At 63.6% G+C, this 12,613-nt stretch carries 15 protein-coding genes; 12 read left to right on the top strand and 3 right to left on the bottom strand.

Going from position 1 to position 12,613, the window contains the following annotated elements; translation table 11 throughout:
* Positions 1–67 precede the first annotated feature (67 nt).
* The 3 genes from CLV89_RS03395 to CLV89_RS03405 are packed head-to-tail and all read left to right on the top strand — an operon-like array spanning position 68 to position 2,253.
* On the top strand, positions 68–286 hold the full coding sequence (locus CLV89_RS03395; RefSeq protein ID WP_106162196.1) for a DUF2061 domain-containing protein: 219 nt from the start codon (positions 68–70) through the stop codon (positions 284–286).
* Entirely contained in the window at positions 279–1,304 is a 1,026-nt protein-coding gene (locus tag CLV89_RS03400; protein WP_106162197.1) for a fatty acid desaturase, read from the top strand. The genes CLV89_RS03395 and CLV89_RS03400 overlap by 8 nt, the downstream gene beginning before the upstream one ends.
* Positions 1,305–1,350: 46 nt before the next feature.
* Positions 1,351–2,253: a DMT family transporter gene (locus tag CLV89_RS03405; protein ID WP_106162198.1), complete on the top strand. Its 903-nt coding sequence runs from the start codon at positions 1,351–1,353 to the stop codon at positions 2,251–2,253.
* A 347-nt stretch (positions 2,254–2,600) separates the two neighbouring features.
* Here the strand turns inward: CLV89_RS03405 and CLV89_RS03410 are convergent, their stop codons facing one another.
* Together CLV89_RS03410 and CLV89_RS03415 are read right to left on the bottom strand one after the other, a co-directional pair.
* Complete coding sequence (locus CLV89_RS03410; RefSeq protein ID WP_106162335.1) at positions 2,601–3,320, bottom strand: NUDIX hydrolase; 720 nt, start codon at positions 3,318–3,320, stop codon at positions 2,601–2,603.
* Positions 3,321–3,499: 179 nt separating this feature from the next.
* Positions 3,500–3,907, bottom strand: a complete 408-nt coding sequence (locus CLV89_RS03415; protein ID WP_106162336.1) for a DUF983 domain-containing protein — start codon at positions 3,905–3,907, stop codon at positions 3,500–3,502.
* 241 nt (positions 3,908–4,148) lie between these two features.
* Here CLV89_RS03415 and CLV89_RS03420 point away from each other — a divergent pair, with 241 nt between their 5' ends.
* The 4 genes from CLV89_RS03420 to CLV89_RS03435 all read left to right on the top strand — a co-directional run bounded on the left by CLV89_RS03420 (position 4,149) and on the right by CLV89_RS03435 (position 6,237).
* Positions 4,149–4,646: an EF-hand domain-containing protein gene (locus CLV89_RS03420; RefSeq protein ID WP_106162199.1), complete on the top strand. Its 498-nt coding sequence runs from the start codon at positions 4,149–4,151 to the stop codon at positions 4,644–4,646.
* 70 nt (positions 4,647–4,716) lie between these two features.
* A complete protein-coding gene (locus tag CLV89_RS03425; RefSeq protein WP_243394916.1) occupies positions 4,717–5,325 on the top strand; it encodes an RNA polymerase sigma factor in 609 nt (202 codons plus the stop codon).
* Positions 5,318–5,707: a hypothetical protein gene (locus CLV89_RS03430; protein WP_106162201.1), complete on the top strand. Its 390-nt coding sequence runs from the start codon at positions 5,318–5,320 to the stop codon at positions 5,705–5,707. Before CLV89_RS03425 ends, CLV89_RS03430 begins: the two co-directional genes overlap by 8 nt.
* Positions 5,704–6,237 (top strand): periplasmic heavy metal sensor, encoded by a 534-nt coding sequence (locus CLV89_RS03435; RefSeq protein WP_106162202.1) that lies wholly within the window; start codon positions 5,704–5,706, stop codon positions 6,235–6,237. The genes CLV89_RS03430 and CLV89_RS03435 overlap by 4 nt, the downstream gene beginning before the upstream one ends.
* 121 nt (positions 6,238–6,358) lie before the next feature.
* On the opposite strand, the gene CLV89_RS03440 is transcribed toward CLV89_RS03435, so the two are convergent.
* Complete coding sequence (locus tag CLV89_RS03440) at positions 6,359–7,762, bottom strand: diguanylate cyclase (protein WP_106162203.1); 1,404 nt, start codon at positions 7,760–7,762, stop codon at positions 6,359–6,361.
* Between the two features lie 115 nt (positions 7,763–7,877).
* Between CLV89_RS03440 and CLV89_RS03445 the strand changes: the two genes are divergently transcribed.
* The 5 genes from CLV89_RS03445 (at position 7,878) to CLV89_RS03465 (ending at position 12,570) form a co-directional block, all read left to right on the top strand.
* Entirely contained in the window at positions 7,878–8,162 is a 285-nt protein-coding gene (locus CLV89_RS03445; RefSeq protein ID WP_106162204.1) for a DUF3572 domain-containing protein, read from the top strand.
* 40 nt (positions 8,163–8,202) lie between these two features.
* The gene (locus CLV89_RS03450; protein WP_106162205.1) at positions 8,203–8,892 is read left to right on the top strand and encodes an HAD family hydrolase; all 690 of its coding nucleotides are present in this window, start codon (positions 8,203–8,205) and stop codon (positions 8,890–8,892) included.
* 136 nt (positions 8,893–9,028) lie between these two features.
* Positions 9,029–10,588, top strand: coding sequence for a trimethylamine methyltransferase family protein (locus CLV89_RS03455; RefSeq protein ID WP_106162337.1), 1,560 nt, complete (start codon positions 9,029–9,031; stop codon positions 10,586–10,588).
* A 381-nt stretch (positions 10,589–10,969) separates the two neighbouring features.
* Positions 10,970–11,557, top strand: a complete 588-nt coding sequence (locus tag CLV89_RS03460; RefSeq protein WP_106162206.1) for a heme NO-binding domain-containing protein — start codon at positions 10,970–10,972, stop codon at positions 11,555–11,557.
* Positions 11,554–12,570, top strand: a complete 1,017-nt coding sequence (locus CLV89_RS03465) for a GGDEF domain-containing protein (protein WP_106162207.1) — start codon at positions 11,554–11,556, stop codon at positions 12,568–12,570. The genes CLV89_RS03460 and CLV89_RS03465 overlap by 4 nt, the downstream gene beginning before the upstream one ends.
* The last annotated feature ends 43 nt before the right edge of the window (positions 12,571–12,613 follow it).

Below are 12,613 nucleotides of genomic sequence, written 5' to 3' on the forward strand. Positions count from 1 at the left end.
CATACGGAATTCTACACAGCCTGCCGTTGATCTAACCTGACCCCAGATCAAAAAAATCGGAGGCAGTATGGAAACGCGTGGGCGCTCCCTCGTGAAGGCGATTGTGTGGAACGTCATCGGGCTCATCTCGATGACGCTGGTGGGATTTCTGGCGACCGGCTCGGCCACCGCCGGTGGGGTGATGGCGGCGATCAACACCGCCATCGGCTTTACCTGCTATCTGATCTACGAGCGGGTCTGGGCGCGGATTTCCTGGGGCCGGGTCGGCGGGCGGCGTCATGCGTGATCTGACCGAAGAGGAACAGATCGCTGCGGCTCAGGCTGTCGCGGATGTGTCGGACCGGATCGAAACACCGCTGGAGGTGGCATTGACACCGGACGCGGCCGAGGCCCATGCGGCGCTGCCGCGTCACCCGGAATGGGGCACGTTTGCGCTGATCCTGGCCTGCTACCTGGTCTGGGGCGGGGCGCTCTTTGGCCTGGCGCAGGTCTCGCATCTGCTGGCGGTGCTGCTGGCGGGGGGGATGGTGGCGCTGCATTCCTCGCTTTGTCACGAGGTGCTGCATGGCCACCCGTTCCGCAGCCGCCGCCTGAACGAGGCGCTGGTGGTTCTGCCGCTCAATCTTGCGGTGCCTTATGGCCGCTTTCGCGACACCCACCTGCAGCACCATCAGGACGAAGACCTCACCGATCCCTATGATGACCCGGAAAGCAATTTTCACGACCCCGCGGTCTGGGCCCGGCTGCCCGCCTGGCGCCAGCGTCTGCTACGGGTCAACAACACGCTTCTGGGGCGCATGGTGATCGGGCCGGTGATCGGACAGATCTCCTTCATGCAGGAGGATTGGACGCTGGTGCGCCGGGGGCAGCGCGGGATCCTGCGCGACTGGGGGCTGCATGCGCTGGGCACGGCGCTGGTCCTGTGGATCGTGTCGCTGTCGGCGCTGCCGGTGCTGGCCTATCTCTGCGCGGCCTACCTCGGCCTCTCGGTGCTGAAGATCCGTACCTATCTGGAGCACCGCGCCCATGAGGACATGCATGGCCGCACGGCAATTGTTGAGTCCCGTGGCCTGATGGGCGCAGTGCTGGGGTTTCTGTTCCTCAACAACAACCTGCACATTGTGCATCACCTCTACCCCGGCGTAGCCTGGCACCAGCTGCCGGCGCTCTACAAACGCCATCAGGCGCGGTTTCAGGCGCGCAATGACGGCTATGTGCTGGCCAGCTATGCCAGCGTGTTCCGCCAGTTCGCCGTCCGCGCCAAGGATCCGGTGCCACATCCGCTCTGGAAATCTCCGGAGTAAGGGCGCATAGGGTCGGTATGCGATAGTATACCTTAAAGGTCATTCAATGCCGCTCTGGATTCCCGTCACCCTCGCCGCCGCCACATTCCAGACCCTGCGCTTCATGCTGCAGAAGGTCCTGAGCGCGGTCACACTGAGCGCAGCGGGGGCGACGTTCTCGCGTTTTGTCTACTCCGCGCCGGTGATCCTGCTGCTGCTCTGGGCCTATGTGGCGGCCACAGATGCGGCGCTGCCGGCCCTCTCGCGGCCGTTCTGGGGCTTTGCCATCGTCGGGGGACTGTCGCAGATCCTTGCCACGGTCTGCGTTGTGGCGCTGTTCAAGGCGCGTAACTTTGCCGTCGGCATTACCTTCAAGAAGACCGAAGTGATCCAGACCGCCATCGTCGGCCTGGTGGTGCTCGGCGATGAGGTCTCTACGCTGGGCTGGGTGGCGATCCTGATTGGCCTGGCGGCGGTGCTGGTGCTGTCCAAGACCAAGGATGGCCCCAAGGGCCTGTGGCGGCAGCTGACCGGACGGGCGCCGCTGCTGGGGCTTGGCTCGGGCGTGCTGTTTGCCTTCTCCGCGGTCAGCTACCGGGGCGCGTCGCTGCAATTGCAGGAGCCCGACGCGGTGCTGCGCGCGGCCGTGACGCTGGCGGTGGTGGTCTGCTTGCAGACGGCGATGATGCTGGCCTGGCTAGGCGTCCGCGACCCCGGCGAGATCGCCCGGGTCTGGGCGGCACGCCGGGTGGCGGTCTGGGTGGGGCTGACCAGCATGGGCGGCTCGTTTTGCTGGTTTCTCGCCTTCACCCTGCAGAACGCGGCCTATGTGAAGGCCTTGGGGCAGGTGGAGCTGCTGCTGTCCCTGCTGGCCTCGCTGGTGGTGTTCAAGGAGGTGGTGACTCGGCGTGAGATCTTCGGCATGGCACTGCTGGTGCTGTCGATTCTGGCCCTGATCCTGGCGCTTTGATCCGGACACGAAGGTCCGGACACGAAGGTCCGGATACGACACGCCTCTGATGCGAAAATCCGATCCCAACCAAGCAGACCCGATGGAACATGGGGCAGGTGGGGCTCCCGCCCGTCGCCGCAGCCCCCTTTTTTTGCAAAAGGGGCACAGCGCTCCCGTTGGGCATGGCACCGCGCGGGACGCGCGGTGCCGCAGCCTGCCCCCTTAGGGGGCAGGCTGCCCGGCCCAAGGCCGATGGGCTGTGGTCCCTGACAAGGGACCGCAGCGCCGGGGGCGGGAGCGCACCCGGTTTGACGAAAAAGGACCGGTGGACAGAGGAGGCGGGGGCCGGGGCGCGTGGTCGAGGCCTATTGAGCCTGCGACATCGGACGGCCATGCAGGCGCAGGAACAGGCTTTCCTCATCGTCATTGCGAAAGAATGGCGTGCTGTCCGTGCGGGTGCCGCTGCGCAGGTTGGCGGTGACCTCGGCCAGAACCACTTCGGTGATGAAGGGCAGATCGAAGCTGCGCACCTGGCTGAGCGGGATCCACTGCAGATGTGACAGCTCGTCCGAGGCGCGGGAGAAATCATCCAGATCGCCCACCAAGGCGTCGGCGTCCGCCAGAAAGAACCGCGCATCAAACCGGCGTGGGCGACCCGGCGGTGTCAGAGCGCGAAAGACAAACGTCAGCCCGGAGGCATCTGGCACATGGCCGGTGGCAGCAAAGCTCTGCCAATCTGTCGGAACATTGTCCTGCCAGGAGCCGGGGCGCCCGAGGATCAGCCCGGTCTCCTCCCACAGCTCTCGAGTGGCGGCGACGCATAACGCCTGCCAGACGTCGTCCGCAGCATCCTCACCAAGGCGATTGCGGCAGGGCTGCGAAATCTCCGCAGCCAGTGCGATGTCCCGGTCGCCAGCATCGACGGCGCCGCCCGGAAAGACGAATTTGTTTGGCATGAACGCGGCTTTGGCACCGCGCTGTCCCATCAGGACGCGCGGGTCGTCGCTGTCGCCGTCGCGCACAACGATCACCGTGGCCGCATCGCGGATTGCGGTCTTGTCGCGTGTGGCAGTCGTGCCTGTCATCTCCGTCTCCTTCTTCTCGCGTCCCACGACCAATGCCGCCCGCCCCGGCGCCATATGCGCACCGGTGGCAGTGTCACGTCTTTGCGCCAGAAAGGAAAGAGAAGACCCGGCGTCGCATCGGCCTGGGCGGGCTGGGGCGGTCTGAGGCAGACCGGGATCCGACTGGCCCGGGCGCTGGCTCAGCTGGCCTTGTCGAACCCGTGCATGCGCCGCGCCCATTGATAGGCGACGACAACGCCCTTCAGTCTCGGCAGCAGATAGAGCGAGGCGGTCAGGCAGCCCACCGAGAAAACGGTGGCCATCACCCAAGGGGATGGGCGCCATTCGAAGGCGGTGTAGTGCATCAGGGGCGCCATCACGTGGCCGACCACCAGAATGGTCAGATAGGCCGGACCGTCATCCGCCCGGTGATGGCTGAAATCCTCGCCGCAGGAGGCGCAATGATCGTTCACCTTGAGATAGCTGTGCAGCAGTTTGCCTTCGCCACATTTCGGGCAGCGGCGACGCCAACCCTTCCACAACGCGGGCTTTGTCGGGCGGTCGTCAGCCAGCGCTTGTTGCTGGGCGAGGCTTTGCGTCTGTGTCATCTGATGCTCCGTCACTGCGAGGGGGCCGCTCTGAAATGCGTCTTTGGCAATGCCCATCTTCAATACTTAGCCCCAAATATGCAAATCAGAGGTTGATTTCGCTGTGACCCGGTGACGCGGCGCTGTTTTTTCGGGGGATGGATTTTTTCTCCGCCTGTGGCGACGGAAACCCGGACCGCCGCCGTTTCATTTCTACATCGGGCAGCACAGTGCTGCTGAGGCTCACAAAAGGAACGATGTTATGACGAAACGGATTCTGATCGCCACACTCCTGTCGTTGACCACTGCAGCGGCAGGGACTCTTGCCGTCGCGAAGCCGGGTTTTGGTCCCGAGCGCCATAAGCCGACGTTCGAGCAGCTCGACGTGGATGGCAATGGCGCCTTGTCGAAGGCCGAAATCGCGGCGATGGGTCAGGCGCGTTTCGATGCGGCAGATACCAATGGCGATGGGCTGCTGAGCGCCGAAGAAATGACGGCCAAGGCGCAGCAAAGGATTGCCAAGCGGACCGCCGCCATGATCGAACGGTTTGACAAGGACGGCGATGGCGCCTTGAGCGCTGAGGAAATGCCGCAGCGCCGGGGCCCGCAGCAGCTTCTGGACAAGGCGGATACCGATGGCAACGGCTCGATTTCAAAGGCGGAGTTTGACACCGCGCAGGCCATTCTGGAGACCGTGATGAAGAAAAGACATCACCGTGGCGGCCCGGATCGGCAGGGCGACCAAATGGATGCGGAGTAAGTCGAATTCGCACTGAACACTGCATATGCCTGCGTTCAAACCTGCACCTCCCCATCCGGGGGAGGTGCCCGTGATCGGTCTGGGTCGCAGGGCCGCCGATGTGGCGGCTGCGCCGGAGGCGAGCGACGAGGCACTTCTGGTGTTGTTCGCCAATGGCGATCCGACCGCCGCCGCCGAGCTGACACGCCGCCTTGGCCCGCGTGTGCTGGGGGTGGCGATGCGGGTGCTCGGCAATCCTGCCGAGGCCGAGGATGTCACACAGGACGCGATGATCCGGCTGTGGAAGATCGCGCCCGACTGGCGCAGAGGCGAAGCGCAGGTCTCCACATGGCTCTACCGGGTGACGATGAACCTCTGTATCGATGTCAAGCGCAAGGCGCGGGGCGGTCATGTGGATCTGGACGCGATTCCCGAACCGCCGGATCCGGCGGCAGGGGCCGCGGAGGGGTTGCAGGACAACGCCCGGCGCGATGCCTTGCAAGAGGCGTTGATGACCCTGCCGGAACGCCAGAGGCAGGCTGTGGTGCTGCGCCACATCGAGGAATTGAACAACCCGGAGATTGCCGGGATCATGGAGATCAGCGTGGAGGCAGTAGAAAGCCTGACCGCGCGGGGCAAACGGATGCTGGCCAAGGCTCTGGCCGGGCGTCGTGAGGAATTGGGGTATCAGGATGGCTGATCATCAGAAATATCAGAACGGCGATACCGACCTCGACGCGCTCTTTGCCGAGGCCCGGCAGGCGCGCCCGGATCTGCCCGACAGGCTGATGTCCACGATCACGGCAGCGGCTGCGACAGAACAGGCGCGCTGGTCCGCGCCGGCACCCGCGCGCCGCCGTCCGCCCCTGGGCGTGCTGCTGGCCGCGCTTGGCGGCTGGCCCGCGGTGGGCGGGCTGGTGGCGGCGAGTTGTACCGGCCTCTGGATCGGTGTGGCGGGGCCGGAGGCGGTCTTTACCGCGCCGGGGGTCAGCGCGCTTGCCGCGACACCCACGGTCAGTTCGGAGTATGCCGCTTATGAAACTTTCGATCTGGCCACTGTCATGGCCGAGGATATGCAATGACCCAGACATCTGACACCGGACGCTCCTCTCGCATGCCGCGCTGGCTGAAGGCGGTGTTTGCGCTGTCGCTTGCGGCGAATTTGGCGGTGGTCGGCCTGGTAGCCGGGGCTGCGCTGCGCGACGATCGCTCAGGTCGGTCCCGCCACAAGGCCCCGCCGCCGCCCGCTGCGGCAGAGGCGATCGGCGCGGTGATGTACCGAAGCCTGGACCGCGACTCTCGTCGGGTCCTGCGGGATCTGGCGGACGGCCAATACGGCAACATCGTGGAGCGGCGCATCGCGGAGCTGAATGCGCTGCTGGAGGTCATCCGCAGCGAGCCGCTGGATGTGCCGGTATTGCGCGCGCGCATCGATGCGCAAACGGCCGCGATCAATGAGTTTCGGGAAGCGATGCTGGAGGTCTGGATCGCGGAGTTGCAGCAGATGTCGCCGGCTGAGCGTGCGGCCTTTGCCGACAAGGTGGAACGCCATGTGGCCCGGTTTCGCAAACCACCCCCGCGTGAGGGGCACAAGGGCGGTGCGCGCGACTGAGACGGCACAGGTGACGGATCGCGCGTCCTCTTCAGCGTGAGCGCTATGCCGAACTGGGGTGAAATCGGGGGCAGGGGCGTCGATTGTGATGCACGGCTGCGCGCCGCAAATCTCTGTCAGATCAGGCCGCCGCGCTGCGCTGAGGGCCTTTGACCAGCGCCTGGTTGCGTCCGGCATGTTTTGCATCATAGAGCGCGCGATCCGCGGCGGCGAACATGTCGTCACCGGATGCGACGTGTCCGTCAGGGGTGCTGACCACGGCGCCGACACTGACCGTGACCGCCAGCGGACTGTCACATCCGGGGGCGTCAAACGGCGTCGTGCTGATGGCGTTGCACAGCCGGGTGGCCGTGGTTGCGGCCTCTGAGGGGTGAATGCCGGGCATCACCACCATGAATTCCTCGCCGCCGATGCGGGCCAGCAGATCACAGCCGCGCAGCTGCGCTTTCAGGCGGCGGGCGGCCTCGACCAGTACTGCGTCCCCGACAGGATGGCCGTGTTGGTCGTTGATACGTTTGAAATGGTCCAGATCGGCGACCATGACCGCAAAGGTCTCGCCTGTGGTGCAGGCCTCGCGTGCCACCTGCTCTAGGAACGGGCGGGCATAGCGGCGGTTGTAGAGCCCGGTCATCGGGTCTTCCATCGCGGCGCGATAGCCATTGCGCAGGTTTGCGCGGATCATTTCGGCCCGCTGTCTGTGGTGCAACTGGGTGCTGATCCGCAACGCCAGCTCGTCCACCTGAAATCCGCAGTGCAGGACATCATGCGCGCCACGGTCCAGTGCCTCAGCGGCGATCGTGGCGTCTGCGGGGTTCGGTACCGCAATCACCACGCTGTCGCGGGTGCTGATGCGGGCACGCAGATCGGCCAGCAGACGCAGGGCCATGCCAGCGGATTGTTCGTTCAGCTCAATTACGATGACATCGGGGACCGGCGTGCGCATCAGGTCCTGAATGGCGTCCACGTTATAGGCGCGCAGGTTGTAGCCAACGCTACCAGCCAGCCGGGATTTCCACTTCTGTGCGGTGGGCAGGTCGTGGCATACCAGCGCCACGCTCGTGTCGGGGCGCGGCGCTGCGGTCACGGTGGCGCCGGTCATGGGCATGACGAACGAGGGCACGCCATCTTCTCGCATGTGCAGATCCTCATCCTGCATGCGCATGCGCAACAGGCTGCGAATCCGGGCCTGAAGGATCATGTCGTCCACCGGCTGCGGCAGGACCTCGTCGATGCCCGCCGACAGTGCCTTGATCCGGGTGCCGCGATCATTGGAGGTGCTGAGGGCGATCATTGGCACATCCGCCAGCTGCGGCATCCGCGACAGGGCTGCCTTGACGGCCCCGGCGTCCCCGTCCGGCAGGGTCATCGCAGTGAGGATCAGATCGGGGCGATTGCCCGCCATCAGCTCCATCGCTGCCGACATGCTGTCCGCCTGCAGCACCTGAAAACAGGCGGCGGTCAATTGCACCTTCAAAACGATGCGATTGGTGGATACCCCATCTATGACTAGGATCGTGCCTTGCACGGTGAAACACCTTCATTTCCGGCTATTGCTTAGGTTTGAGTGTTGATGAGACTGGTTAACAAACCCTTTCGGGGTTAGTGCAAATTGACGTAAAAGTGTCGACAAGGGGGCTGATATGCCATTTTCCGCCGATCGCGCCGAGGTTCTGGGCTTAAAGGCGCTGAGCTGGCTGGCGAGCAACGATGACCTGTTGCCAGTGTTTCTCGGATCCAGTGGCGCGTCGATCTCGGACCTGCGGGATCGGGTGGGGGATCCCGACTTTCTCGGGGCCGTGCTGGACTTTCTGCTGATGGATGATGCCTGGGTCGTGGCATTCTGCGACAGCGAGGATGTGGCCTATGCGTCGCTGGTCGAAGCGCGGGCGATGCTGCCCGGGGGTGAACAGGTCCATTGGACGTGATAAGCGCCGCGCTGACGTCTCTTCCAACCGAGGACCTTCCATGACCATCTCTGCGCTTCTCTTCGACAAGGACGGTACGCTGTTCGATTTTTCCCGCACTTGGAATGGCTGGTCGATGTCGATGCTGACCGATCTCGCGCAGGGCGATACCGCGCGTCTGGCGGCCATGGCCGAGGCCGTCAGCTATGATCTCGAAGCGCGCGCCTTTCGCCCGGACAGCCTGGTGATTGCCGGGACCAACGACGAGGTGGCAGAGGTTCTGTCGCCCCATGTGCCCGATATGGATGTCGCAGAGCTGGCGCAGTACCTGATCCGGACCGCGGCAGAAGCAGATCTGGCACAGGCGGTGCCGCTGGCCCCCTATCTGGAGGCGTTGCGCGATGCGGGGATGAAGCTTGGTGTGATGACCAATGACGGCGAACATTCCGCCCGCCGCCACCTGACCCGCTCCGGTGTGCTGGATCACTTCGACATGGTGATTGGCGCAGACAGCGGCTTTGGCGCCAAACCGGATCCCGATCCGCTGCTGGCCTTCTGCACGACGGTGGGCGTGGCCCCCGCGCAAACCGCGATGGTCGGTGACAGTCGCCATGACCTCATCGCCGGGCGCGCGGCGGGCATGCACACGGTGGGGGTGCTGACTGGCATGGCCACCAAAGAGGACCTCGCGCCGCTGGCGGATGTGGTGCTGCCGGATATCGGCCATATCCCGGCCTGGCTCGCCCGTTAACGCGGTCTTCATGCGCTGATGACCGGCATGTGCCGACCTGAATGCGACATGCTGTGTCGGTAATGGACAGGTGTGTCTGGTGCCTGCTGCGGCAGAGTGAATGGAGGGCGATATCCATTTCACCACAGGAGGCACCATGTCGGAGACAGTTGCGCGCAAACGTCGCGGTGGCGGCAGAGCAGGGGCCGCGGCCCGTCGCGGATCCGCCACGCTGGAGCAGATGCCGTGGAATCCTCCGACCAATATCGACCGCCCCACGGAGCCACTGACCGAGGAGGGCATTGCCGCGATCCACGATGGCGCCATGCGCATTCTCGAGGAGATCGGCGTGCAGTTCCTCAACGATGAGGCGCTGGAGATCTTCAAGCAGGCCGGCGTCAAGGTCGAGGGCGAGCTGGTCCGCATGGACCGCGACTTTGTGATGGAGATGGTGGCCAAGGCTCCGCGCGAGTTCACCCTGACGCCGCGCAACCCGGATCGTGCCATCCGCGTCGGCGGCAATACCATGCTGTTCGGCAATGTCTCCTCGCCGCCGAACTACTGGGATGTGGAGCTGAACAAGAAGATCCCCGGCACCCGCGAACACTGCCGCAACCTTTTGAAACTGACACAGTATTTCAACTGCATTCACTTTGCGGGAGGCTATCCGGTGGAACCTGTCGACCTGCATCCTTCGGTGCGCCACCTCGATGTGCTTTATGACAAGCTGACGCTCACCGACAAGGTGATGCATGCCTATTCACTGGGCAAGGAGCGGGTCGAGGACGTGATGGAGATGGTGCGCATCGCTGGCGGCCTCAGCCATGCGGAGTTCGATGCCAAGCCGCATATGTACACCAACATCAACTCCACTTCGCCGCTGAAGCATGACGAGCCGATGATCGACGGCTCGCTGCGGCTGATCCGGCGCGGCCAGCCGGTGATCGTGTCGCCTTTCACGCTGGCGGGCGCGATGGCGCCGGTGACCATGGCGGGCGCGGTGGCGCAGTCTCTGGCCGAATCGCTTTGTGCGATCGCCCTGTTCCAATACGTCGCCCCCGGCGTGCCCTGCGCCATCGGCACCTTTACCTCCAATGTGGACATGAAATCCGGCGCACCGGCCTTTGGCACCCCAGAATACATGCGCGCCACCCAGATGACCGGGCAGATGGCGCGATTCTACGGCCTGCCGATGCGCTCCTCCGGGGTCTGCGCCGCCAATGTGCCGGACGGCCAGGCGATGTGGGAGACCTCAAATTCGCTCTGGGCGGCGGTGCAGTCCGGCACCAATATGGTCTACCACGCCGCAGGCTGGCTGGAGGGCGGGCTGATCGCCAGCCCGGAGAAATTCATCATGGATTGCGAAGTGCTGCAGATGATCCAGCGCTACATGGACCCGGCAATCAACGCCACCGGCCCGGACGAGATTGCGCTGGAGGCGATCCGCGAGGTGGGTAACAACGGCCATTTCTTCGGCACACAGCACACCCAGGACCGCTACGCCACGGCCTTTTATCAGCCCTTCCTGAGCGATTGGCGCAACTATGAGGCCTGGGAGGCCGCTGGCGGTGTCTGGACTGCCGAGCGGGCACATACGATGTTCAAGGAGATCATCGCAGAGTTCGAGGAACCGCCGCTGGACCCCGCAATCCGCGAGGAGTTGGCGGCCTTTGTGGACCGTCGCAAGGCCGAGGGCGGCGCTCCGACCGATTTTTGACGGCCTGTCGCCTCCGGTTCGCGTTCAGCAACTTTAGCCGGTTTTCGGCCTCTCCTGGACAGTATTCCTTTGGAACGCCTGCGTGTTTTGGTATAATCAGCCATAACAAGCATGTTTTGGGATGGTCGAGGACGAGTTTAGAACGCGGTGTCGCGCATTGTTGCCAGGGCGAACCCAGAGTCGAACACAGCACTACCGATGACAGCTAGAAGACCGTAGGCGAGACCCTGCGGGTTTTTTATTTTGCGTTAGCTTTGCTGTGTGTCGGGAGGTTTCAAAGCTGGGAAAACCCTTTATCAGAAAACAGCGATAGAAGAATATTCGGTCTTTCTTAAGCATGTAGGCGGTAGAAAAGGCTGAGGTGAATTAGGGAACGGCCGTATGCACGGTTTGATCAACAGGGCAGTTCAGGCTTTTGTCATCAGCACCTACGGTGACAAACGCTGGGGCGAAATCATGGACGACAGCGAGCTCGGATTTTCCGAGTTCGAGGCTATGCTTGTGTATCCCGAAGACCAATCCTCGCGCATGCTGCGCGCGCTCGAACGCAACCTGCAACGCCCGCTTGCTGAAATTCTGGAGGACGTCGGCACGTTTCTGGTGTCCAATCCGCAGGTGGAAGCGTTGAGACGTCTGCTGCGCTTTGGCGGCGTGAATTATGTCGAGTTCCTGCATTCGCTCGATGATCTGCCGGACCGCGCTCGGCTGGCGGTGTCCGACCTGCATTTGCCGGGGCTGGAGTTGATTGAACAGGCGCCCGGCCAGTTCGATCTGCTGTGTCAGCCGGGGGTGCAGGGGTATGCGCAGGTGATGACCGGCGTATTGCGCGCCATGGCGGATGACTATGGGGCCTTGGTGATTCTCGACCAGTCCGGCACGCGGGATGGTGCGGATGTGATCTCCATCACGCTGATCGAAAGCGAGTTCGCCGAGGGGCGGGCCTTTGACCTGGGGGCGCATTCACTATGATGACCTTTGACGATCTGGCAGCGCTCGCCAGCCAGGTGTGCCCGATGCATGTGATGATCGATGCCGAGGGCACGGTGACCAGCCATGGCCCGACCTTGCTTAAACTGTGTGATGGCGACGACTGGAAAGGAAAGTCTTTCTTCGACGTTCTCGACCTGCAGCGCCCGCGCTGGGTCAAGACCATTTCCGACCTCCTCGAAACGGCTGGCTGCAAACTGCATTTCCAGCTGCGGGAGGCGCCGCACACCCGCATGAAGGGCGTATTGGTGCCGCTGCCAGACGGGCAGGGCGCATTTATCAACCTGTCATTCGGGATCTCGGTTCTGGATGCGGTGCGCGATTTCAACCTGACCAGCCAGGATTTCTCCCCCACCGATCTGACCATCGAGATGCTCTATCTGGTGGAGGCGAAATCCGCCGCGATGGAGGCCTCGCGCCAGCTGAACCTGCGCCTGCAGGGCGCCAAGATCGCGGCCGAGGAACAGGCCTTTACCGATACGCTGACAGGGTTGAAAAACCGCCGCGCCATGGATCACGTCTTGAACCGCCTGATCAGTGGCGGGCGCGATTTTGCGCTGATGCATGTGGATCTGGATTTCTTCAAGTCGGTGAACGACACCTTTGGTCACGCTGCAGGCGACACGGTGCTGCAGCGGGTCGCGGCCATCATGGTCGATTGCACCCGCAAGTTTGATACGGTCGCGCGGATTGGCGGCGATGAATTCGTCCTGGTGTTTGAAGGGCTTATGGATCGCAACCGCCTGCAAGATCTGGCACGCCGCCTGATCACGCGTCTCGAAGAGCCGATCATGTATGGCGTGGACGAATGCCGGATCTCCGCATCGGCCGGAACGACCCTCTCCACAGAGCTTGCGAGTCCTGATCCCGCGGCATTGCTGCATCAGGCGGATGTGGCACTCTATGCCGCCAAACGGGCCGGGCGCGCGCAGCACATGTTCTATGCTCCGGGGCTTGAGGCTGAGATGGTCGAGCACGACACCAAATCGGCCTGAACAAACTACAGGCGTGACGCAGGAGACACCCCGGTTGCCGTCC

Source organism: Tritonibacter scottomollicae (assembly GCF_003003215.1).
GTDB lineage: Bacteria > Pseudomonadota > Alphaproteobacteria > Rhodobacterales > Rhodobacteraceae > Epibacterium > Epibacterium scottomollicae.

Coding starts and splice junctions, on each gene's coding strand:
- CLV89_RS03395 (WP_106162196.1), top strand. CDS start 68: ATGGAAACGCGTGGGCGCTCCCTCGTGAAGGCGATTGTGTGGAACGTC.
- CLV89_RS03400 (WP_106162197.1), top strand. CDS start 279: ATGCGTGATCTGACCGAAGAGGAACAGATCGCTGCGGCTCAGGCTGTC.
- CLV89_RS03405 (WP_106162198.1), top strand. CDS start 1,351: ATGCCGCTCTGGATTCCCGTCACCCTCGCCGCCGCCACATTCCAGACC.
- CLV89_RS03410 (WP_106162335.1), bottom strand. CDS start 3,320: ATGACAGGCACGACTGCCACACGCGACAAGACCGCAATCCGCGATGCG.
- CLV89_RS03415 (WP_106162336.1), bottom strand. CDS start 3,907: ATGACACAGACGCAAAGCCTCGCCCAGCAACAAGCGCTGGCTGACGAC.
- CLV89_RS03420 (WP_106162199.1), top strand. CDS start 4,149: ATGACGAAACGGATTCTGATCGCCACACTCCTGTCGTTGACCACTGCA.
- CLV89_RS03430 (WP_106162201.1), top strand. CDS start 5,318: ATGGCTGATCATCAGAAATATCAGAACGGCGATACCGACCTCGACGCG.
- CLV89_RS03435 (WP_106162202.1), top strand. CDS start 5,704: ATGACCCAGACATCTGACACCGGACGCTCCTCTCGCATGCCGCGCTGG.
- CLV89_RS03445 (WP_106162204.1), top strand. CDS start 7,878: ATGCCATTTTCCGCCGATCGCGCCGAGGTTCTGGGCTTAAAGGCGCTG.
- CLV89_RS03450 (WP_106162205.1), top strand. CDS start 8,203: ATGACCATCTCTGCGCTTCTCTTCGACAAGGACGGTACGCTGTTCGAT.
- CLV89_RS03455 (WP_106162337.1), top strand. CDS start 9,029: ATGTCGGAGACAGTTGCGCGCAAACGTCGCGGTGGCGGCAGAGCAGGG.
- CLV89_RS03460 (WP_106162206.1), top strand. CDS start 10,970: ATGCACGGTTTGATCAACAGGGCAGTTCAGGCTTTTGTCATCAGCACC.
- CLV89_RS03465 (WP_106162207.1), top strand. CDS start 11,554: ATGATGACCTTTGACGATCTGGCAGCGCTCGCCAGCCAGGTGTGCCCG.